Source organism: Streptomyces sp. NPDC059668 (genome assembly GCF_042734135.1).
Lineage (GTDB): Bacteria > Actinomycetota > Actinomycetes > Streptomycetales > Streptomycetaceae > Streptomyces.
Genome location: NZ_JBHWEL010000090.1, coordinates 14,912 through 36,162 on the forward strand (window position 1 = coordinate 14,912; position 21,251 = coordinate 36,162).

Consider the following 21,251-nt stretch of genomic DNA (forward strand, 5'->3'; position numbering starts at 1 on the left):
ACTGGCCTAGCTATTCCCAAAACCCATGTGTCACCCCGTTTACTTAAACCGGCCACTCGGCTCTGTGGGGTCGGGGTTTGCAAACTAGCGCAAAACCCCCTCGACGTGGGCTGTCAGTGAGACAAAGTAGTCTTGAGCCCATGCCTGAACGCCGTACCGTCGCACTCGTCACCCTTGGCTGCGCCCGTAACGAGGTGGACTCGGAGGAGCTCGCAGGCCGCTTGGAGGCGGACGGCTGGCAACTCGTGGAGGACGCCGAGGACGCGGATGTCGCCGTCGTCAACACCTGTGGCTTCGTCGAGGCCGCCAAGAAGGACTCCGTCGACGCCCTCCTCGAAGCCAACGATCTCAAGAGCCATGGCAGAACCCAGGCCGTCGTGGCGGTGGGCTGCATGGCCGAGCGGTACGGCAAGGAGCTCGCCCAGGCCCTGCCCGAGGCCGACGGCGTGCTCGGCTTCGACGACTACGCGGACATCTCCGACCGCCTCCAGACCATCCTGAACGGCGGGATCCACGCCTCGCACACCCCCCGCGACCGGCGCAAGCTGCTGCCGATCAGCCCGGCCGAGCGGCAGAGCGCCGGCGAGGAGGTGGCCCTTCCCGGCCACGGCGCCCCCGCGGACCTGCCGGAGGGCGTGGCCCCGGTGTCCGGCCCCCGCGCGCCGCTGCGCCGCCGCCTGGACGGCTCTCCGGTCGCCTCGGTGAAGCTCGCCTCCGGCTGCGACCGGCGCTGCTCCTTCTGCGCCATCCCGTCCTTCCGCGGCTCCTTCATCTCGCGGCGCCCCAGCGACGTGCTGAACGAGACCCGCTGGCTGGCCGAGCAGGGCGTCAAGGAGGTCATGCTGGTCTCCGAGAACAACACCTCGTACGGCAAGGACCTCGGCGACATCCGTCTGCTGGAGACGATGCTGCCCGAGCTGGCCGGGATCGACGGCATCGAGCGGGTGCGGGTCAGCTATCTGCAGCCCGCCGAGATGCGCCCCGGGCTCATCGACGTCCTCACCTCGACGCCGAACATCGCGCCGTACTTCGACCTCTCCTTCCAGCACTCCGCCCCCGACGTGCTGCGCTCGATGCGCCGCTTCGGTGACACCGACCGCTTCCTCGAGCTGCTCGACACGATCCGCTCCAAGGCCCCGCAGGCCGGCGTGCGGTCCAACTTCATCGTGGGCTTCCCCGGGGAGAGCGAGGCCGACCTCGCGGAGCTGGAGCGGTTCCTCACCCACGCGCGTCTCGACGCGATCGGCGTCTTCGGGTACTCCGACGAGGAGGGCACGGAGGCGGCTACGTACGAGAACAAGCTGGACGAGGACGTCGTCGCCGACCGCCTGGCGCGAGTGTCCCGGCTCGCCGAGGAACTGGTCGCGCAGCGCGCGGAGGAGCGGGTCGGCGAGACCGTGCAGGTGCTGGTGGAATCGCTCGACGAGGAGGACGGCGCGTACGGCCGCGCCGCGCACCAGGCGCCCGAGACGGACGGACAGGTGCTGTTCACGAGCGGCGAAGGTCTGACCGTCGGCCGTATCGTCGAGGCCAAGGTGGTCGGTACGGAAGGTGTCGACCTGGTGGCCGAGCCGCTCCTGGGTTCGCTCCCCGGCATTGAGGAGGCGGGCAGATGACCGGAGTCCCGGCATCCGCGGCGGGCGGCTCCCCCAGCGCGAAAGGCGCGGCGGGCGCTCCCGGCGTTCCGGGGGACTCCAAGCCGGCGCGGGGCGGGAAGCTGGGCGCTGCGGCCGTCGACCAGGCCAGCCTCTGGAACATCGCGAACATCCTCACCATGATCCGGCTCGTCCTGGTGCCCGGCTTCGTGGCGCTGATGCTGGCCGACGGCGGGTACGACCCCGTCTGGCGCGCCTGGGCGTGGGCGGCTTTCGCCGTCGCCATGATCACCGACATCTTCGACGGACACCTGGCGCGTACGTACGACCTGGTCACGGACTTCGGGAAGATCGCCGACCCCATCGCCGACAAGGCGATCATGGGCTCGGCCCTGATCTGCCTGTCCTCGCTGGGCGATCTTCCGTGGTGGGTGACCGGCGTGATCCTCGGGCGCGAGCTCGGTGTGACCCTGCTGCGCTTCGTGGTGATCCGCTATGGAGTCATTCCGGCCAGTCGCGGCGGCAAGCTGAAGACCCTGGCGCAGGGCACGGCGGTCGGCATGTACGTCCTCGCGCTGACCGGGGGACTGGCCACCCTGAGGTTCTGGGTGATGGCCGTGGCGGTCGTCCTGACCGTCGTCACCGGGCTCGACTATGTGAGACAGGCCATCGTGCTGCGCAGGAGCGGGATCGCGGCGCGGCTGGCGGCGGCCGCGGAGGCCACGGAGGCCGAGCGGTGAGTCCCGAGGCCGCCGAGGTGCTGCGACTACTCACGGTGAGGGGCGAGACGCTCGCCGTCGCCGAGTCGCTGACCGGCGGTCTGGTGGCCGCGGAGATCACCGCGACGCCCGGGGCCTCCCGCGCCTTCCGGGGCTCCGTGACCGCGTACGCCACCGAGCTCAAGCACCGGCTGCTGGGCGTGGACGCCACCCTGCTGGCCGAGCGCGGGGCGGTTGATCCGCAGGTCGCGGCCCAGATGGCGGCCGGAGTGCGCAAGGCTCTCGGCGCGGACTGGGGGATCGCGACCACCGGTGTCGCGGGACCCGACGCCCAGGACGGACAGCCGGTCGGCACGGTCTTCGTGGCCGTGGACGGCCCCGCCGGAGCGATGTTTCCCGCCATCGGGAGCGGGAAAGTGGTCCGGTTGCGGTTGAACGGTGGCCGGGCGGAAATCCGTATGGAGAGTGTACGCAGCGTACTCGCACTGCTCCTGAGAGAGCTCGCGGGCGAACAGACCGGAAATGAGCGGGCACAGGATACGGAACAGAACGGGGGGACTTGATGTTTGCAGCCCTGAGTGAACACGACATCGCTCCCCGCACGGCCGCGGCGCGAGGCGGTACGGTGGGGCGTGAAGGATGCGGCTACGCGGTCCGAGGAGGGAGCCACCGATGATTCTGCTCCGTCGCCTGCTGGGTGACGTGCTGCGTCGGCAGCGCCAGCGCCAGGGCCGTACTCTGCGCGAAGTCTCCTCGTCCGCCCGAGTTTCACTCGGCTATCTCTCCGAGGTGGAGCGGGGGCAGAAGGAGGCATCCTCCGAGCTGCTCTCCGCCATCTGCGACGCGCTGGACGTACGGATGTCCGAGCTCATGCGGGAAGTGAGCGACGAGCTCGCTCTCGCCGAGCTGGCACAGTCTGCAGCGGCCACCGACCCGGTGCCCGCACCGGTACGCCGTCCGATGCTGAATTCCGTGTCGGTCACCGGTGTGCCACCGGAACGGGTCACGATCAAGGCGCCAGCCGAGGCGGTCGACGTCGTCGCCGCCTGACGCTCACGAGCGCACGCTCCTGAGCTGAGCACGCTTGTACGAAGGCCCCGGCCGGGGTTGTTCCAGGGAGATCTGGAGCAGGTTCGGCCGGGGCCTTCGTTTTCCCTCAAGTGACCCGAATTGTTCGTCTATGTCATGGTTAGTGGGTTGTGCCGTATCGAGGCCGTGCCAGGAGAGTCGGAGGAAGCGGATGTACGTCGTGAAGAGCCCGTTGGCGGACGCGGACCTGAAGACGGTGTCCGAGGCGTTGCAGGGAGCGCTCGTCGACCTGGTGGACCTCTCGCTCGTGGCGAAGCAGATCCACTGGAACGTCGTCGGACCGCGCTTCCGCTCCGTCCACCTCCAGCTCGACGAGGTCGTGGACACCGCGCGGCTGCACTCCGACACCGTGGCCGAGCGCGCCTCGACGCTGGGCGTCCCGCCCGACGGGCGGGCCCGGACCGTGGCCGCGGACAGCGGCATCGGCGCGACCCCGGACGGCTGGGTCAAGGACACCGACGCCGTGGGGACCCTCGTCCACGCGCTGGGCGCCGTGATCACCCGGATGCGGGCACGGGTGGAGTCGACCGGTGAGGCGGATCCCGTGAGCCAGGACATCTTCATCCAGATCACCGCCGATCTGGAGAAGCACCACTGGATGTTCCAGGCGGAGAACGGCTGAGTGGAGGCGGCCGCGGTCGGCTCCGCATGTGCCCGGGGTGCGCCTCTGTGCCGTCGGTGCGCCCTGTCGACGGGTGAGGGCGCGGGTCTAGCTTCGGGCTGGAGGTGGGCACCATGGCAGGGCGGATAGCGCGCTGGGGGGTGGCGCTGGTGCTCGGTGCGCTGTGGTGGTGGGGGGTGCTGCGGCTCGTACTGGCGCCCGGCGCGGGAGTGCTGGAGGGGGCGGTCGTCGCCGGCGGGTGGGGACTGAGTCTGCTGCCGGTGCACTGCGTGCCCAAGCCGGGGATCGCGGGGGCTGCCGCCGGTGCCGTGGGGGCGGACCGGGAGCGAGGGCGTTGGCGGCGCCGGGTCACCACGGCATCGCGACGCCTCCGTTCGGGCGGAGGATCTGACCCGTCGTGAACGCCGAGGCGTCGCAGGCCAGGTACAGCACGGCGTGGGCGACGTCCTCGGCCTCGCCGACCCGGCCCAGGGGCGACAGCCGGGCCATGACCGCCTCGGTGCGCGCCTGCCCCTCCCCGTGGCGGTCGGTCATCGGCGTGCGTGTCCAGCCTGGCGCGACGGCGTTGACGCGGATGCCGTGCGGGCCGATCTCGGTCGCCAGTGTCTTCGTCAGCTGCACGACGGCCGCCTTCGCGGCGCCGTAGCAGAGCAGCCCGCGCCCGCCGGTGTCCACGGCGCCCGACGCCATGGTGACGATGCTCCCGCGGATGTCCTGCTCGATCATGAGGAGGGCCGCTTCCTGGCAGGAGTGGAGCACCCCCTTGAAGTTGACGCCCAGGACCCGGTCGAGGTCCTCGTCGCGGGTCTCCAGGACCTCGCTGCTGTGCATGATCCCGGCCACCGCCGCCATGACGTCGAGACGCGGGCAGGATCTGACGGCCTCGCGGAGCCGGTCGCGGTCGGTGACGTCGAGCGTGTGCGTACGGGCCGTGCCGCCGCCGTCCTCGATGAGGGCGGCCGTCTCGCGCAGGCCCTGGGCGTCCACGTCCGCGCAGTGGACGGTGGCTCCCGCCTCCGCGAGCAGGACGGCCGACGCGCGGCCGATGCCGCCGGCGGCGCCCGTGACGAATGCGGTGCGTCCGGTGAGGTCGTACGCCTTCACGGCCATGAAGGGACGGTACGAGGATTTCTGACGGTCCGTCAATTGGTCGGGCGTGAGGTCCTCGTGCGGTGTTCGTCGGCGCTCGGCGTCCGGGCCGGTCCCGGTGCCGGGGTGGGGCCGGGTGTCGGGGTGGGGCCCGACTGGCAGGCTGGGCACCAGTACGTGGGGCGTTCACGGGAGCCGTCGCCCTGGTCGGCGCGCCGGATGGAGGCGCCGCAGCGCAGACAGGGACGGGGAGCGCGTCCGTACACGTAGAGATTCTGGTCGTGGCGGCCCGTGGTGCTGCGGACCGGACGGTCGCGGTTGGCCTCCAGGAGCCTCTGGGCGAGGACGGGCAGCAGGGGGGCGCGGTCGGCGGGGAGCTCACCGACGGGAAGCCAGGGGGTGACCCCGAGGAGGAAGCAGAGCTCGCTCTTGTAGACATTGCCGATTCCGGCGAGGTTGCGCTGGTCGAGCAGTGCCTCGCCCAGGGAGCGGGCGGGGTCCTGGAGGAGGTTCGCCAGTGCCTGGCCGGGGTTCCAGTCGGGGCCCAGGAGGTCGGGTCCGAGATGGCCGACGGCCCGGTCCTCGTCGCTGGTGCGCAGCAGTTCCAGAACGGGCAGCCGGTACCCGACGGCCGTGCGGTCGGCGGTGCCGAGAACGGCCCGGATCTGGTGGGCCGGACCGCCGCTCCAGCGCCGGCCGGGCGCGTACACCTTCCAGGAGCCGTCCATCCGCAGATGTGAGTGGAGGGTCAGACCGCCCTCGATCCGGGTGAGGAGGTGCTTGCCGCGCGGGGTGACGTCCAGGACGGTGCGGCCGGTGAGGTCGGCGGTGGCGAACCTGGGGACCCGCAGGTCGGAGCGGGTCAGCACCTTGCCCGCGAGGGCGATGTGCAGCCGTCTCGCGGCCTGCCAGACGGTGTCTCCTTCAGGCATGCGTTCCAGGGTGGCACGGGTGTGGACGGGATGCTTGGCTGCGGGGCTGCGGGGCTGCGGGGCTGCGGGGCTGCGGGGCTGCGGGGTGCAGGGCGGGGCTGTGTGGGGTGCGCGGGGGTGGGGTGCGGGGCGGTCCGTGGCGGTCCGTGGTGGTCAGGCGCGCAGGCGCAGTCCGCGGGGGGTCGCGATGAAGCCGGCCGTTTCCAGGAGGGTGCCGATGGGGGAGGTCAGGGCTGAGGCGCCGTTCACGCGCTCCACCGTGACCGTGCCGAGGGAGCCCGCGCGGGCGGCGGTGGAGAGCGCCTCGGCGGCCGCGCCCAGGCGCGCGTCGTCGGTGACCGCGCCGTTCGGGTCGGAGGGCCAGGCCAGCAGCGTCTTGCCGCCGCGCTCCATGTAGAGGGTCAGCTCGCCGTCGACGAGCACGACCAGGGAGCCCGCCTTGCGGCCCGGTTTGTGTCCGGCGCCGGTGGGGGGCTCGGGCCAGGCGAGGGCCGCGCCGTACGCGTTCGCGGGGTCGGCGGCGGCCAGGACCACCGCCTGGGCGGTCGGGCGGTGGTGCGGGCGGCGGTTCGGGGGCGGGAAGTAGGCAGGGTCGACCGCGGGGTGGGCGGGGGGAGTCGAGAAGGCGGCGTCGACCGAGAAGCCGTGGTCGTCGGACTCGGCGAAACTGGGCCCGTCCGGGAAGCCGGGGAAGTCGGCGAAACCGGGGGTGTCGGGGGAGGCCGTCGGGTCGAGGCCGGCCGGGAAGGGGGAGGCGCCTGCGCGGCCGCGGCTTCGGGTCGCGTCGGAGGTGCGCGGGCGGCCGCGGTCGCCGGGGAAGCCGTCCGGCGCGGCGAGACCGCTGGAGCCCGGGAAGCCGCTCGCGCCCGGCACGCCGTACAGGGGGTCCGGGGCGGTCAGTGCTTCACCGCGGTCCCGTGCGTTCGCCGCCGCGCGCAGTCGGTCGACCGCGCCGTCCATCGCGAACTGGGCGGCGCCGAGCCCCTCCACCACATAGCCGCGGCGCGCCTGGCCGCTGTTCTCGAAGGCGGACAGGATGCGGTACACGGCGGAGAAGCCGCCCTCGACGCCCTCCGCGGCGACCGCGCCCCGGGTCACCACGCCGTGCCGGTCGAGCAGGGTGCGGGCCAGGGCGTGGGCGCGCACGGTGGCGTCGGCCTCGCGGGCGGGGAGCAGCGACCAGCGGCCGGCCACGGTCGGGGGGCCGGTACGGGACTGGGGGCGGGCGGCGCCGGTGAGCGAGCCGTAACGCCCGCGCGGGACCGTGCGCTTGGCCCGGTGGGCCGTGGAGCCGGCGGTGCGGCCCGAGCCGAGCAGGGAGCGCATCGGTGCCAGCGTGTCGTTCGTGAGCCGTCCGGACCACGCCAGGTCCCAGATCGCGTCGGCGAGTTGGGGATCCGTGGCGTCGGGGTGCGTGGTGGCGCGGACCTGGTCGGTGATCTGACGGAAGAACAGGCCGTAGCCCCCGGAGAGCGCGTCCAGGACCGACTGGTGCAGCGCGGTCGGTTCCAGGGGATGCGGGGACGGCAGGAGCAGCGGGGCCGCGTCCGCGAGATACAGCGAGACCCAGCCGTCCTTGCCGGGCAGTGCCCCGGCGCCCGCCCACACCACTTCACCGGCGGCGGTGAGCTCGTCGAGCATCGCGGGGGCGTAGCCGGAGACCCGGGAGGGCAGCACCAGCTTCTCCAGGGCGGAGGCGGGCACCGAGGCGCCCTGCAACTGCTCCACGGCGCGCACCAGTCCGTCGATGCCGCGCAGCCCGTGCCCGCTGCCGACGTGCTGCCACTGCGGCAGGAACTGTGCGAGCGCGGCGGGCGGTACGGGCTCCAGCTCGTGGCGCAGGGCCGCGAGGGAGCGGCGCCGCAGTCTGCGCAGCACGGCGGCGTCGCACCACTCCTGTCCGATGCCCGCCGGATGGAACTCGCCCTGGACGACACGGCCGCCCGCGGCGAGGCGTTGCAGTGCTCCGTCCGTGACGGCCGTGCCGAGACCGAAGCGGGCGGCGGCCGCGGTGGACGTGAACGGGCCGTGGGTGCGGGCGTACCGTGCGAGGAGATCGCCGAGCGGATCCTTGACCGGCTCCGTGAAGGCCTCCGGGACACCGACGGGCAGTGCCGTGCCCAGCGCGTCGCGCAGGCGGCCGGCGTCCTCGATCGCCGCCCAGTGGTCGGCGCCGGCGATCCGGACCCGGATGGCGCGGCGGGCCGCCGCCAGCTCCCCGGCCCATTCAGGGGCGGCGCCCCGCTCGGTCAACTCGGCCTCGGTGAGCGGGCCCAGCAGGCGCAGCAGGTCCGCGACGCCCTCGGGGTCCTTGACGCGCCGGTCCTCGGTGAGCCACTGGAGCTCGCGCTCCAACTCGGTCAGCACCTCGGCGTCGAGCAGCTCGCGCAGTTCGGCCTGACCGAGGAGTTCCGCCAGCAGGCGGGAGTCCAGCGACAGTGCCGCGGCCCGGCGCTCGGCGAGCGGCGAGTCACCCTCGTACAGGAACTGGGCGACGTAACCGAACAGGAGGGAGCGGGCGAAGGGGGACGGCTCGGGTGTGGTGACTTCGACGAGTCGCACCTTGCGGGACTCGATGTCGCCCATCAGCTCCGTGAGGCCGGGGACGTCGAAAACGTCCTGGAGGCACTCGCGGACCGCCTCCAGGACGATCGGGAAGGACCCGAACTCGCTCGCCACCTGTAGCAGTTGGGCCGCGCGCTGGCGCTGCTGCCACAGCGGGGTGCGCTTTCCGGGGCTGCGGCGCGGCAGCAGCAGCGCGCGGGCGGCGCACTCGCGGAAGCGGGCCGCGAACAGCGCGGAGCCGCCGACCTGGTCGGTGACGATCTGGTTGACCTCGCCCTTGTCGAAGGCGACGTCCGACGCGCCCACGGGCGCCTGGTCGGTGTCGTACTCCGTGCCCGTCCTGGCGGGTTCCTGGTCGAGCAGGTCCAGGCCCATCAGGTCGGCGTCGGGCAGACGCAGCACGATGCCGTCGTCGGCGTGCATGACCTGGGCGTCCATGCCGTAGCGCTCGGAGAGCCGGGCACCGAGCGCGAGGGCCCAGGGGGCGTGCACCTGGGCGCCGAAGGGCGAGTGCACGACCACCCGCCAGTCACCCAGCTCGTCGCGGAACCGCTCGACGACGATCGTGCGGTCGTCCGGGATGTGGCCGCACGCCTCGCGCTGTTCGGCGAGGTACGACAGCACGTTGTCGGCGGCCCAGGCGTCGAGTCCGGCGGCGAGCAGCCGGAGCCGGGCGTCGTCCTTGGGCAACGAGCCGACCTCGCGGAGGAACGCGCCGACCGCGCGGCCCAGTTCGAGCGGGCGGCCGAGCTGGTCGCCCTTCCAGAAGGGGAGCCTGCCCGGGACCCCCGGGGCGGGCGAGACCAGGACGCGGTCGCGGGTGATGTCCTCGATGCGCCAGGAACTCGTGCCGAGTGTGAAGACGTCCCCGACGCGGGACTCGTAGACCATCTCCTCGTCGAGCTCGCCGACCCGGCCGCCGCCCTTCTTGGGGTCCGCGCCCGCGAGGAAGACCCCGAAGAGCCCTCGGTCGGGGATGGTGCCGCCGGAGGTGACGGCGAGGCGCTGCGCTCCCGGGCGGCCGGTGACGGTGCCGGCGACGCGGTCCCACACCACGCGCGGCCGGAGCTCGGCGAAGGCGTCGGAGGGGTAGCGGCCCGCGAGCATGTCGAGCACGGCGGTGAACGCCGACTCGGGGAGCGAGGCGAAGGGGGCGGCCCGCCGGACGGTGGTGAGCAGGTCGTCGACCTGCCAGGTGTCGAGGGCGGTCATGGCGACGAGCTGCTGCGCGAGTACGTCCAGGGGATTGGCGGGGACCCTGAGGGACTCGATGGAGCCGGTGCGCATCCGCTCGGTGACGACCGCCGCCTGGACGAGGTCGCCGCGGTACTTGGGGAAGACGACACCGGTGGAGACCGCGCCGACCTGGTGGCCCGCCCGGCCCACGCGCTGGAGGCCGGAGGCGACGGACGGCGGGGACTCGACCTGGATCACGAGGTCCACCGCGCCCATGTCGATGCCGAGCTCCAGGCTGGAGGTGGCGACCACGGCGGGCAGGCGCCCCGCCTTCAGGTCCTCCTCGACCTGGGCCCGCTGCTCCTTGGAGACGGAGCCGTGGTGGGCGCGGGCGATGACGGGGGGAGCCCCCTGGGCCGCGCCGGAACCCCCCATCAGCTGGGCCGGGGAGTGGGCCTCCTCCAGGGGCTCACCGGTGGCCCGTTCGTACGCGATCTCGTTGAGCCGGTTGCAGAGGCGCTCCGCCAGGCGGCGGGAGTTGGCGAACACGATCGTGGAGCGGTGGGACTGGACGAGGTCGGTGATCCGCTCCTCCACGTGCGGCCAGATCGAGGGCTTCTCCGCGCCCTCCTTGCCGTCGGCGACCGGGGAGGCGCCCAGCTCGCCCAGGTCCTCGACCGGGACGACCACCGACAGGTCGAACTCCTTGCCGGAGGGCGGCTGGACGATCTCCACCTTGCGGCGGGGGGAGAGATAGCGCGCCACTTCGTCGACCGGACGGACCGTCGCGGAGAGGCCGATGCGGCGCGCGGGCCGGGGCAGCAGCTCGTCCAGGCGCTCCAGGGTCAGCGCGAGATGCGCTCCGCGCTTCGTACCCGCGACCGCGTGCACCTCGTCCAGGATCACCGTCTCGATGCCTGTCAGCGCGTCGCGTGTCGCCGACGTCAGCATCAGGAACAGCGACTCGGGAGTCGTGATCAGGATGTCCGGCGGGCGGGTGGCCAGCGCGCGGCGCTCGGCGGGCGGGGTGTCGCCGGAGCGGATGCCCACCTTCACCTCGGGCTCGGGAAGGCCACGGCGCACCGACTCCTGGCGGATGCCGGTCAGCGGGCTGCGCAGGTTCCGCTCCACGTCGACCGCGAGGGCCTTGAGCGGTGACACGTACAGCACCCGGCAGCGCTTCCTGGGGTCGGCCGGTGGCGGCGTCGAGGCCAGCTGGTCGAGCGCGGCGAGGAAGGCGGCCAGGGTCTTGCCGGAGCCGGTCGGGGCGACCACCAGCACGTCCGAGCCCTCACCGATGGCCTTCCACGCCCCGGCCTGGGCCGCGGTGGGCGCGGAGAACGCCCCCGTGAACCAGCCGCGGGTCGCGGGGGAGAAGCCGTCGAGGGCTCGGTGTGCGGAGCTGACCATGCGTCCATCCTGCACCCCGCCACTGACAATCGCCCTGACCTGCGCGGATGCGGCCGCCGGGGAAACCGGCGCGGGTGGTCCGCGGAGGTCGGGGGAGGGACGGGACGCGTGGTCGGCGCCCGGTCGTGGCGTCGCGGAGAATGAGGAGGTGGCAGGTTCGGGGCAGGAGCGGGCACGGCACTGGCAGTACGCGGAACTGCCCGGTGTCGACCTGCTGCGCGCCCGCTTCGTCGAGAAGGTCTTCGTGCGGCACACCCACGAGAACTTCGTGATCGCCGCCATCGCCGACGGCGTCGAGGTCTTCCACCACGGCGGCGCCGACCGGTACGCGGGCCCGGGCGCCCTCGCGCTGGTCAACCCCGACACCCCGCACACGGGCCGGGCGGGTGTCCCCGAGGGCTGGCGTTACGGGGCGGTGTACCCGTCCCCCGAGCTGATGGCGGAGATCGCCGCCGAGACCACCACGATCCGCGGCACCCCCGGATTCGTCCGCCCGGTGCTCGACGACCCTCACGCCGTGAGCCTGGTCCACGAGGTGCTCCGGGCCGCCGACGAGGGCAACGCGCTCGCCGCCGACACCCTGCTGAGGGTCGCCGTGACCCGGCTGCTCCGTCTGAACGGGGGCCCGCTGCCCCAGCGGGCCCCGCTCACCGCCGGCTCCCGCGTCGCCGCCCGCGCGCGTGCCGTGCTGGAGGAGCGGATGGCCGAGCCCCCGACCCTGGAGCGGCTCGCCACCGACCTCGGCACCAGCCCGTTCGCCCTGCTGCGCGCCTTCCGTGACACCTACGGCATGCCGCCGCACACCTGGCTCACCGACGCCCGGGTCCGCAGGGCCCGCCGGCTCCTGGACGCCGGATCCGCGCCCGCGGAGGCGGCCGTCGCCGTCGGATTCACCGACCAGCCCCATCTGAACCGCCACTTCACGCGGATCGTGGGCGTGCCCCCGGGCGCCTACCAGCGTGAGCGCAAGAACGTACAAGACGTCGAGCCGGGACGGTACCTAACGTCCGGGGTGTGGCAGAACAGACAGCTAGCGCAGCGGCACACAGGCAAGAAGACGGCGGAAGACCCGACGCCGCCGTCGTCCGGGACGCCCTGGGAGTCGGGATCGCCGTCGGACTGTCCGGCTTCGCCTTCGGGGTGACTTCCGCCGGCAGCGGACTCACGGTGTCGCAGACCTGTGCGCTCAGCCTCCTGGTGTTCACCGGCGCCTCGCAGTTCGCGCTCGTGGGCGCTCTCGCGAGCGGCGGCAATCCGCTCACGGCGGCCGCCGGCGCCTTCTTCCTCGGAGTGCGCAACGCCTTCTACGGACTGCGTCTGTCGCAGTTGCTGGCCCTCCCGCGCGCGGTGCGCCCGTTCGCCGCGCAATGGGTGATCGACGAGACCACGGCCGTGGCGCTGGCCCAGCCGACCCGCCGCAGCGTCCGGATCGGCTTCACCGTCACCGGGCTCAGCCTCTACGTGCTGTGGAACCTGACCACGCTCCTGGGTGCCGTCGGGGCCGACGCCATCGGGGACACCGACGCGTGGGGACTGGACGCCGCCGGGCCCGCAGTCTTCCTCGCACTGCTCGCACCGATGCTGAGGACCACCACGGAGCGCGCGGTCGCCTGTGCCGCGGTCCTCCTGGGCCTCGGTCTGCTCTCCGTGCTGCCCGCGGGGGTCCCGGTGCTGGTGGCCGCGCTGGCCGCGCCCGCCGCCCTCTACGTGGAGGGACGCCGGCGCCCGGGGACCGACGGCCGGCCGGGGCCCGGCCACGACACACCGGGGGACGCACCGGGGGAGGACCGTTGAACATCTGGATCGCGATCGGCGTGACCGCCGTCGGCTGCTACGTCGTCAAACTCACCGGGCTGCTCGTTCCGGCGGGCGTCCTGGAGCGTCCGCTCGTCAAGCGCCTCGCCGCGCTGCTGCCCGTCGCCCTGCTGGCCGCGCTCACGGCGCAGCAGACCTTCGCCGACGGGCGTGTCCTGGTCGTCGACGCGAAGGCCGCAGGACTCGCCGCGGCCGCCGTGGCACTGCTCCTGCGGGCGCCCTTCCTGCTCGTGGTCGGCGCCGCGGTGGTCGTGACGGCGGGAGTGCGGGCGATGACCGGCTGACGGCGCGGGCGACGCTGGGCCGGCGCGGCACCGGGGGCCGGCGACGACGGGCCCGCGCGGGGACGCGAACAACGACCGGCCGGCGTCGGGACACGAGCGGCGAGGACCCCGGCGCCGCGCCGGCCGGCGGACCGGATCCGGTGTCACCGGGGTCAGCCGATGGGCCGCCCGTGGGCCCGCAGGGTGCGCAGTGCCTCGATCGTCACCATGGGACGGCACTCCAGGGCGGTGCCCGGTGCCCAGGTCCGCCAGCGCACCGGCCAGCCGCCGTCCGTCCGTTGCTCGTCCGCGAGGAAGTCGAGCGAGCGGGCCATCTCCTCGTCGGTGAACCACGCGCGCGCGAGCGAACCCGGCGTCTTCGCGTAGTCGTACGGGAAGTGGTGCTCGCCCGGCGCGTAGCCGGAGGCCACCGGGAACGCGTCGAGGCGTTCCGGGTCCAGTGCGGCGAGCCGGTGCTCGCGCACGAGCCGGCCGAGCCGGTCCGCGGCGGCCTCCGCGCGCGGGCGGTCGGGTGCGGAGTCCAGGAAGGCCACGGCCGCCTCGACCTCGTAGGGATGCGACTTGTCCAGGGAGTCGACCGCCTGCCAGCAGAAGTCGGTGGCCCGGAAGAGCCAGGCGTGCCACACCTCGTTGCGGTGCAGCAGGCCGACCACGGGCCCGGTGGCGAGCAGTTCGCTCGGCGGGTCGTCGACGACCGGCACGAAGGGGGCGTGGGGATATCCGCGCTGGCTGGGACGGACCGCCGGCAGCGCGCCGTCCGCCGTCGAGACGGAGGTCAGATAACGGCACACACGGTCGACGCGTTGGCCGCCGCAGCGCCCGATCGAGTCGAGCACACGCAGGGCGTGCGCCGTGTGCAGGGGCTGGCTGACCGGGCCGCGCAGATCGGGTTCGAGCGCGTGACCGTATCCGTCGTCGTCGTTGCGGTAGGCGGCCAGCGCGGTCTCGACCGCGTCGGCGCCGCCGTCGTCGCCGTTCAGGAAGTGGTACACGAAGCGGCGCTGCTCCAGTACGCGCGCCGTGAGCCAGACGAAGTGCTCGGCGCGCGAGAGCGGGGTGTGCGCCGGGGGCGTCGGGGGGAGTGCGGATGCTCCGGTTTCGGCCATGCCTCAGACCGTAGGGCGGAATGCGGTCTCGGCAAGGGGTCCCGGCCGGGACCCACTCTCAGGGGCGGGATACTGGAGTCATGCGGTTGACGGTCTTCTGGCAGCGGATGGCGGAGCACTTCGGTACGGGGTACGCCGACACCTTCGCGCGCGATCATGTGATGACGGAGCTCGGCGGCCGGACGGTGCACGAGGCCCTGGACGCCGGCTGGGAGGCCAAGGACGTGTGGCGCGTGGTGTGCGCGACCATGAACGTTCCGTACGAAAACCGCTGACGGCACGGGAACTTCCGGGCGAAAGCCGCTGACCGGCCACGAAGGTCCGGGGCCGGGCACCGATTGTCGGTGGCGTGGGCGAGACTTGCACCGTGGCCCCGACAGACGAGACCGCACAGGTCGACCAGCAGGCATCACCGTCCGGCACGACGCCGCCCACGCCGCCTCCCGGCAGGGACGCCGCGGCGCAGGGCGCCGGCATGCCGCGCTGGCTGCCGCGCGCCATGGTGCTCGCGCTCACCCTCATCGCCGTCTTCCAGCTCGGCAGTTGGGCGTTCCACCAGCTGATAGGCCTGTTGATCAACATCCTCATCGCGTTCTTCCTGGCGCTCGCGATCGAGCCCGCGGTGAGCTGGATGGCCTCGTACGGCATGCGCCGGGGGATGGCCACCTTCCTCGTCTTCTTCGGCCTGCTGATCGTGACCGCCGGATTCGTCGTCCTGCTCGGTTCGATGCTCGCGGGTCAGATCATCAAGATGGCGGAGGGCTTCCCCCAGTACCTCGACTCGGTGATCAACTGGATCAACTCGACCTTTCACACCGACGTGAGACGGGTGGACGTCCAGGACAGCCTGGTCCACTCCGACTGGCTGCGGAAGTACGTGCAGAACAGCGCGACCGGCGTCCTGGACGTGTCCGCGCAGGTGCTCGGGGGTCTGTTCAAGCTGCTGACGATCACACTGTTCTCGTTCTACTTCGCGGCCGACGGGCCGCGGCTGCGGCGCGCGCTGTGCTCCGTGCTGCCGCCCGCGCGGCAGGCCGAGGTGCTGCGGGCCTGGGAGATCGCGGTCGACAAGACCGGCGGCTATCTGTACTCGCGCGGTCTGATGGCGCTGATCTCCGGCATCGCGCACTACATCCTGCTGGAGTCCCTGGGCGTTCCCTACGCGCCCGTGCTCGCCGTCTGGGTGGGCCTGGTCTCGCAGTTCATCCCCACCATCGGCACGTATCTCGCGGGTGCCCTGCCGATGCTGATCGCCTTCACGATCGATCCCTGGTACGCGCTGTGGGTGCTGGTCTTCGTCGTGATCTACCAGCAGTTCGAGAACTACGTGTTGCAGCCGAAGCTGACCTCCAAGACCGTGGACATCCACCCCGCGGTCGCCTTCGGTTCGGTCATCGCGGGCACCGCTCTTCTCGGCGCCGTCGGTGCCCTGATCGCCATTCCCGCCGTCGCCACGCTCCAGGCCTTCCTGGGCGCGTACGTGAAGCGGTACGACGTCACGGACGACCCCCGGGTGCACGGGCGGCGGATCAGGCGATCCAGCCCCTTGCGCGCGCGGCTGCGCGGGCTGTTCGGCAGATGAGGCCCTTCGGCGGATGAGGTCCGCCAGGACCGTTCCGTGGGAGCCGCGGCGAGACGGGTCTCACCAGGTGAGGGCCGCCCAGACCGCGGCGACCAGGACCGCCGCCGTCCAGCAGCCGACCGCCACGTACATGATCCGCAGCCGCGTCCGGTCGCCCCACGAGGTGCGCGAGAGCAGCCAGGCCAGTGCGGGCAGGACCAGCACCGCGTGCAGGCTCACGCCGTGCAGGGGCTTGAGCGGGGCCGTCGAGTGATACGCCGCCTCCTGGTGGCCGGTGCGGGTGAGGACCACACCGCGCGCGATCATCGCGGCGCCCGACAGCAGGCCGACGAGCAGGATCGCGAACCCGGAGCGCAGCGCGAGCGGCATCCCCGCGGGGCCCGCGGGCCGGTTCCGGAAGGAGGCGACCGCGAACACGGTGAGCAGCGCCACCAGGACCCCGCCGCCCACCGCGAGCGTCATCGACACCGCCGTGTCGAAGCCGGTCTCCATGTTGAGGTGCGAGGGCACCCGGCGCCAGGCCTGCAGGGTGATCCCGCCGACCTCCACGACGCAGTCCGCGGCGAACACGACGAGCAGCGCGGTACGCAGCCGCGTTCCGACGCGCAGGTACGACGTGACCCAGGTGAGCGCGATCAGCGTCAGTCCGAAGGAGAGTCCGAACGTCACGGGCTTGCGCCAGGAGACGGGCCCGTCCCAGGGACCGCCGTCCACGGCGAAGACGACCAGGTGCGCCAGCCCGGAGAGCGTCAGCACGGCACCGGTCCCGTGACAGAGGCGCTCCGAGGGACGTGCCGCGCGCCACGCGGCACGGAACCCCCTGCCCTCCCGGCGGCCCGGGCGCGGCCCGGGGACGGCGGCCGGTGGAGCGGTGAGGGAAGGCGCGCGTGTTGTGCCGCGGTGTTCCGCGCGGCTCTCCGGATGGTCCATGGGGTCAGCTTCGACGGGCCGGGGCACGGGGTCGTCGTACGGCCGAAGACTCCCGCCGTACGCCGCGGGGAGTACGGGCGCGGAACGTGCGGGAGCCTCGTGGAGGATCACGTGCCGGAGCCCTGCGGAAGAGGCGGAAGAGACGGAAGAGGCGGAGGCCATGGAAGCCGTGGAGATGGAAGCCGTGGAGGCCGTGGGGGGAGAGACTCGCTGGGCCGGAGGGCACGCAGCCCCGCCCGGCACCGTGTCGCGTCCTTGCCCGGGACCAGGACCGGGACCAGGACCAGGACCAGGACCAGGACTGGGTTCGGCGCCGGGATCCGGCGTTGTCGGACCGGGACCGTAGTCTCGGGGGTGCCGCGTGGTGCGCTTGACACCAAAATCGAACATCCATTCTTATGGAATCTCCGGCGGGGCTCATGGCGGGGATTCCGGCAGGGCTTTCGTGGAGATGTGCCCGAGTTATCCACAGGTCGGGCGGGCGTCGGGGCGCATTGTCAGTGGCAGGCGTTAGCGTCTTTGACGTGAAGCGATCGACTCAAGCAAATCGGGTGGAACCCATGGCAGGTACTGACCGCGAGAAGGCGCTCGACGCCGCGCTCGCACAGATTGAACGGCAATTCGGCAAGGGCGCGGTGATGCGCCTGGGCGAGCGTCCGAACGAGCCCATCGAGGTCATCCCCACCGGGTCGACCGCGCTCGACGTGGCTCTCGGCGTCGGCGGCCTGCCGCGCGGCCGAGTGGTGGAGGTGTACGGCCCGGAGTCCTCCGGCAAGACGACGCTGACGCTGCACGCGGTGGCGAACGCGCAGAAGGCCGGCGGCCAGGTGGCCTTCGTGGACGCCGAGCACGCCCTCGACCCCGAGTACGCGAAGAAGCTCGGCGTCGACATCGACAACCTGATCCTGTCCCAGCCGGACAACGGCGAACAGGCCCTGGAAATCGTGGACATGCTCGTCCGCTCCGGCGCCCTCGACCTCATCGTCATCGACTCCGTCGCCGCCCTGGTGCCGCGCGCGGAGATCGAGGGCGAGATGGGTGACTCGCACGTGGGTCTGCAGGCCCGTCTGATGAGCCAGGCCCTGCGCAAGATCACCAGCGCGCTCAACCAGTCGAAGACCACCGCGATCTTCATCAACCAGCTCCGCGAGAAGATCGGCGTGATGTTCGGCTCCCCGGAGACCACCACGGGTGGCCGGGCGCTGAAGTTCTACGCCTCGGTGCGTCTCGACATCCGCCGCATCGAGACGCTGAAGGACGGCACGGACGCGGTCGGCAACCGCACCCGCGTCAAGGTCGTCAAGAACAAGGTCGCGCCCCCCTTCAAGCAGGCCGAGTTCGACATCCTCTACGGGCACGGCATCAGCCGCGAGGGCGGCCTGATCGACATGGGCGTGGAGCACGGCTTCGTGCGCAAGGCCGGCGCCTGGTACACGTACGAGGGCGACCAGCTCGGCCAGGGCAAGGAGAACGCCCGCAACTTCCTGAAGGACAACCCCGACCTCGCGGACGAGATCGAGAAGAAGATCAAGGAGAAGCTGGGCGTCGGTGTGAAGCCGGCGGAGCCCACCGCCGAGCCGGTCACGGACGCGGCGGCCCCGGCCGCCCCGGACGACGCCGCGAAGACGGTGCCGGCCCCCGCGGTCAAGACGACCAAGTCCAAGGCCGCGGCGGCCAAGAGCTAGTCCATGACACGACGAACCGACTGGGCCGAGTACGCCGACCCCGTGCCCCCTGAGGGGCGGGGGTACGGGGGACACGGGGACGCGGTCGGAGACGGTGGACGAGCCCACGGCGGGGAGTACGGCTCCGGCGGGTTCCTCGGCGGGGATCCGGACGGACCGGACGGCGAGGGCCGTTGGGGCGGAGGCTCCCGCGGCCGTGTCGGAAGCGGCGGCACGGACGGTCCGGCGGGCCCCGGCGACGGTCCGGCGGACCCGCACGGTTCGCCGGCCGACGGTTCACGCCGCGGCGGCGCCGGCCGGCGCGGCGACGGAGGGCCACGCGGCGGACGAGGGCGCCGGAGGAACGGCGGCTTCGGTGAGCGGTCCGGCGACCCACAGGACGGAGGCACTCCCACCTCGTCGAGGGCCGAGAAGGGGGAGCCCCCAGGGGACCCGGCTGAGCGGGCGCGGGCGATCTGTCTGCGCCTGCTCACCGGGACCCCGCGCACGCGCAAACAGCTCGCGGACGCGCTGCGCAAGCGGGAGATCCCCGACGAGGTGGCGGACGAGGTCCTGTCACGCTTCGAGGAGGTCGGCCTGATCAACGACGGCGCCTTCGCGGACGCCTGGGTGGAGTCCCGGCACCATGGCCGGGGTCTGGCCCGGCGGGCCCTCGCGCGGGAGCTGCGGACCAAGGGCGTGGACTCGACGCTCATCGACGAGGCCGTCGGACAGCTCGACTCCGAGCAGGAGGAGACGACGGCGCGCGAACTGGTCGCCCGCAAACTGCGCTCCACGCGGGGCCTCGACCGCGACAAGCGGCTGCGCCGTCTGGCGGGCATGCTGGCCCGCAAGGGCTACTCCGAGGGCATGGCCCTGCGGGTGGTCCGCCAGGCTCTGGAGGAAGAGGGCGAGGAGACGGAGGGGCTCGGGGACGAGGGGTTCTGACCGGACAGGCCGCGGACACGGGGTTCCGGCCCGGCGAACATCCCGGGCACGGGACGGTGACCTGACGGGATTCCGGGCGCTCGGACGCGACCAGGAGCGAGGGGTGGTACGCCACGGCGGGCATCCCGTGCGGCAGAGGGCGCCCATCGCGACGGAACCGCCTGACCCGAGGGGCCACCTGAACCGGGGGCCCTGAACCATGAGGACCGCCCGGACCACGGGGACCACCCGGACCACCCGGACCACCCGAACCACAGGGACCACCCGAACCACGGGGACCACGGGGACCACCCGGACCACCCGAACCACAGGGACCACCCGAACCACGAGGACTACGGGGACGGCGCCGTCACCGGTAGACCGGCCGCCTTCCACGCCTGGAATCCTCCGACCAGGTCGGTCGCCCGGCGCAGTCCCAACTGACGCAGGGACACGGCCGCGAGGCTGGACGCGTACCCCTCGTTGCAGATCACGACGACCCGCAGATCGTGGCCGGTGGCCTCGGGGACGCGATGGCTGCCCTGGGGGTCGAGCCGCCACTCCAGTTCGTTGCGTTCGACGACGAGGGCACCGGGGATCAGCCCGTCGCGGTCACGCAGCGCGGCGTACCGGATGTCGACGAGAAGGGCTTCGCCCGCCCGTGCGTCGGCGTGCGCCTGCTCGGCCTCCACCCGGTCGAGTCCCGCGCGCGCCTCCTCCAGCAACGCGTCGATGCCCACCGGACCCCGGGTGCGGTCGGTCGGGCCGGTCACTGCCAGTCCTCCGGTCGTTCGACCTGCTCCAGACGGAGGATCTGCCCGGTGCGGCTGTAGCGGCGGATCCGGGGCAGCGGCGGGTAGTACGCGTGGACGGAGATCGCGTGCTCCTCGGTGGACTCGTTGAGCACCTCGTGCACATGGTGGCGGCCGAAGGAACGGCCCTTGCCGACCGGCAGCCGCCGCTCGCGGTCGACGTCCTCGGACAGTTCGAGGGTCTTCCAGCCGTCGGTGGGCAGCCGTGCGGCGAGCGAGTACTCCCTGAGTTCGCCGGCCGCGGCGACGAAGGCGCCGACCGAGTCGGCGTGGTCGTGCCAGCCGGTTCCGGTGCCGGGTGGCCAGCCGATGAGCCAGGCCTCGCTGCCCCCCGGGCCTTCGAGGCGGACCCAGGTACGGCCCTGGGGGTCGAGCGGAAGGGAGGCGACCAGCTCGGTGTCGGCGGCGGCGCGCAGCACGAATTCGAGCAGGTCGGCCTGCGAGGGAGCTTGTGGGGGCGCTGAGACAGAGGGGGAGACAGACACTTGTACCGTCCTGAGGGTTCGCGAGGGGTGCGCGGCAGCACGGAGGGGCGCGCACGGGGAGAGGGGGAGCGAATTCAGCAGGACGGTCGACACACGCAGCCCGCATAGCGGATGAGGTCCATATGGACCCTCCGCCACAGGCGCACATAGGTGTCGGTCACGATCCGGAGTACACCATGGCGGTTCGGACCGGTCAACTCACTGTCACTATGTGGACCGGGCGGTCACCCCGGGTGGCGCGACGGAATCCGGGTCTCCGGGACACCGGGCCGCCGGTGCCGCGGACACGGACGCGCACGGTCCGGGGGCCCATGGGCGACGGCGACGCCGAAGAACGCGAGGTCCGGGTGGCCCCGGCGGCCGACCGAGCGCCCGCGCCCGCGACGGCGCGGGCGGGCCGGTGGCCCCCCCGGGGCGGTCGGGCGGCCGGCGCCCGACCGGCGTCCCCC

21 protein-coding genes are annotated in these 21,251 nt (G+C 72.7%); 13 read left to right on the forward strand and 8 right to left on the reverse strand.

Going from position 1 to position 21,251, the window contains the following annotated elements; genetic code table 11:
* Positions 1-140: 140 nt before the first annotated feature.
* The 6 genes from rimO (at position 141) to ACFV2J_RS37475 (ending at position 4,426) form a co-directional block, all read left to right on the forward strand.
* Positions 141-1,616 (forward strand): 30S ribosomal protein S12 methylthiotransferase RimO, encoded by a 1,476-nt coding sequence (rimO, locus tag ACFV2J_RS37450; protein ID WP_385082789.1) that lies wholly within the window; start codon positions 141-143, stop codon positions 1,614-1,616.
* Positions 1,613-2,335 carry a CDP-diacylglycerol--glycerol-3-phosphate 3-phosphatidyltransferase gene (pgsA, locus tag ACFV2J_RS37455; protein ID WP_385082790.1) on the forward strand — a complete coding sequence of 241 codons (723 nt, stop codon included), beginning with the start codon at positions 1,613-1,615 and terminating at the stop codon, positions 2,333-2,335. The genes rimO and pgsA overlap by 4 nt, the downstream gene beginning before the upstream one ends.
* The gene (locus tag ACFV2J_RS37460; RefSeq protein WP_385082792.1) at positions 2,332-2,877 is read left to right on the forward strand and encodes a CinA family protein; all 546 of its coding nucleotides are present in this window, start codon (positions 2,332-2,334) and stop codon (positions 2,875-2,877) included. The genes pgsA and ACFV2J_RS37460 overlap by 4 nt, the downstream gene beginning before the upstream one ends.
* Positions 2,878-2,986: 109 nt before the next feature.
* The gene (locus ACFV2J_RS37465; protein WP_148010798.1) at positions 2,987-3,364 is read left to right on the forward strand and encodes a helix-turn-helix domain-containing protein; all 378 of its coding nucleotides are present in this window, start codon (positions 2,987-2,989) and stop codon (positions 3,362-3,364) included.
* A 190-nt stretch (positions 3,365-3,554) separates the two neighbouring features.
* A complete protein-coding gene (locus tag ACFV2J_RS37470) occupies positions 3,555-4,025 on the forward strand; it encodes a Dps family protein (protein ID WP_385082794.1) in 471 nt (156 codons plus the stop codon).
* Positions 4,026-4,138: 113 nt separating this feature from the next.
* Positions 4,139-4,426: a hypothetical protein gene (locus ACFV2J_RS37475; RefSeq protein WP_385082795.1), complete on the forward strand. Its 288-nt coding sequence runs from the start codon at positions 4,139-4,141 to the stop codon at positions 4,424-4,426.
* Here ACFV2J_RS37475 and ACFV2J_RS37480 read toward each other — a convergent pair.
* The 3 genes from ACFV2J_RS37480 to ACFV2J_RS37490 all read right to left on the reverse strand — a co-directional run bounded on the left by ACFV2J_RS37480 (position 4,374) and on the right by ACFV2J_RS37490 (position 11,197).
* Positions 4,374-5,135 carry an SDR family NAD(P)-dependent oxidoreductase gene (locus ACFV2J_RS37480; RefSeq protein WP_385082796.1) on the reverse strand — a complete coding sequence of 254 codons (762 nt, stop codon included), beginning with the start codon at positions 5,133-5,135 and terminating at the stop codon, positions 4,374-4,376. The two genes, ACFV2J_RS37475 and ACFV2J_RS37480, sit on opposite strands and share 53 nt — an antisense overlap.
* 32 nt (positions 5,136-5,167) lie before the next feature.
* Complete coding sequence (locus tag ACFV2J_RS37485; protein WP_385082797.1) at positions 5,168-6,046, reverse strand: Fpg/Nei family DNA glycosylase; 879 nt, start codon at positions 6,044-6,046, stop codon at positions 5,168-5,170.
* A gap of 153 nt (positions 6,047-6,199) precedes the next feature.
* Complete coding sequence (locus ACFV2J_RS37490; RefSeq protein ID WP_385442935.1) at positions 6,200-11,197, reverse strand: ATP-dependent helicase; 4,998 nt, start codon at positions 11,195-11,197, stop codon at positions 6,200-6,202.
* A 148-nt stretch (positions 11,198-11,345) separates the two neighbouring features.
* On the opposite strand from ACFV2J_RS37490, the gene ACFV2J_RS37495 reads away from it, so the two are divergent.
* Genes ACFV2J_RS37495 through ACFV2J_RS37505 form a run of 3 tightly spaced genes read left to right on the forward strand, consistent with a single transcriptional unit; the run spans position 11,346 to position 13,296 of the window.
* Complete coding sequence (locus ACFV2J_RS37495) at positions 11,346-12,341, forward strand: AraC family transcriptional regulator (RefSeq protein WP_385082799.1); 996 nt, start codon at positions 11,346-11,348, stop codon at positions 12,339-12,341.
* Positions 12,293-12,991, forward strand: coding sequence for an AzlC family ABC transporter permease (locus ACFV2J_RS37500; RefSeq protein WP_385082810.1), 699 nt, complete (start codon positions 12,293-12,295; stop codon positions 12,989-12,991). Before ACFV2J_RS37495 ends, ACFV2J_RS37500 begins: the two co-directional genes overlap by 49 nt.
* The gene (locus ACFV2J_RS37505; RefSeq protein WP_168530527.1) at positions 12,988-13,296 is read left to right on the forward strand and encodes an AzlD domain-containing protein; all 309 of its coding nucleotides are present in this window, start codon (positions 12,988-12,990) and stop codon (positions 13,294-13,296) included. Before ACFV2J_RS37500 ends, ACFV2J_RS37505 begins: the two co-directional genes overlap by 4 nt.
* 152 nt (positions 13,297-13,448) lie before the next feature.
* Here ACFV2J_RS37505 and ACFV2J_RS37510 read toward each other — a convergent pair whose 3' ends face one another.
* Positions 13,449-14,402 (reverse strand): hypothetical protein, encoded by a 954-nt coding sequence (locus tag ACFV2J_RS37510; RefSeq protein ID WP_385082800.1) that lies wholly within the window; start codon positions 14,400-14,402, stop codon positions 13,449-13,451.
* An 80-nt stretch (positions 14,403-14,482) separates the two neighbouring features.
* On the opposite strand from ACFV2J_RS37510, the gene ACFV2J_RS37515 reads away from it, so the two are divergent.
* On the forward strand, positions 14,483-14,677 hold the full coding sequence (locus tag ACFV2J_RS37515) for a DUF3046 domain-containing protein (protein ID WP_385082801.1): 195 nt from the start codon (positions 14,483-14,485) through the stop codon (positions 14,675-14,677).
* 92 nt (positions 14,678-14,769) lie between these two features.
* Positions 14,770-15,984: an AI-2E family transporter gene (locus tag ACFV2J_RS37520; protein ID WP_385082802.1), complete on the forward strand. Its 1,215-nt coding sequence runs from the start codon at positions 14,770-14,772 to the stop codon at positions 15,982-15,984.
* Between the two features lie 60 nt (positions 15,985-16,044).
* On the opposite strand, the gene ACFV2J_RS37525 is transcribed toward ACFV2J_RS37520, so the two are convergent.
* The gene (locus tag ACFV2J_RS37525) at positions 16,045-16,914 is read right to left on the reverse strand and encodes a hypothetical protein (protein ID WP_385082803.1); all 870 of its coding nucleotides are present in this window, start codon (positions 16,912-16,914) and stop codon (positions 16,045-16,047) included.
* A gap of 560 nt (positions 16,915-17,474) precedes the next feature.
* On the opposite strand from ACFV2J_RS37525, the gene recA reads away from it, so the two are divergent.
* Together recA and recX are read left to right on the forward strand one after the other, a co-directional pair.
* Positions 17,475-18,599 (forward strand): recombinase RecA, encoded by a 1,125-nt coding sequence (gene recA / locus ACFV2J_RS37530; protein ID WP_385082804.1) that lies wholly within the window; start codon positions 17,475-17,477, stop codon positions 18,597-18,599.
* A 3-nt stretch (positions 18,600-18,602) separates the two neighbouring features.
* A complete protein-coding gene (recX, locus tag ACFV2J_RS37535; RefSeq protein ID WP_385442941.1) occupies positions 18,603-19,526 on the forward strand; it encodes a recombination regulator RecX in 924 nt (307 codons plus the stop codon).
* A gap of 332 nt (positions 19,527-19,858) precedes the next feature.
* On the opposite strand, the gene ACFV2J_RS37540 is transcribed toward recX, so the two are convergent.
* The 3 genes from ACFV2J_RS37540 to ACFV2J_RS37550 all read right to left on the reverse strand — a co-directional run bounded on the left by ACFV2J_RS37540 (position 19,859) and on the right by ACFV2J_RS37550 (position 20,924).
* Entirely contained in the window at positions 19,859-20,278 is a 420-nt protein-coding gene (locus ACFV2J_RS37540; protein WP_385082806.1) for a rhodanese-like domain-containing protein, read from the reverse strand.
* Complete coding sequence (locus ACFV2J_RS37545) at positions 20,275-20,802, reverse strand: cysteine dioxygenase (RefSeq protein ID WP_385082807.1); 528 nt, start codon at positions 20,800-20,802, stop codon at positions 20,275-20,277. Before ACFV2J_RS37545 ends, ACFV2J_RS37540 begins: the two co-directional genes overlap by 4 nt.
* A 74-nt stretch (positions 20,803-20,876) precedes the next feature.
* A complete protein-coding gene (locus ACFV2J_RS37550; protein ID WP_342781581.1) occupies positions 20,877-20,924 on the reverse strand; it encodes a hypothetical protein in 48 nt (15 codons plus the stop codon).
* Positions 20,925-21,251 lie beyond the last annotated feature (327 nt).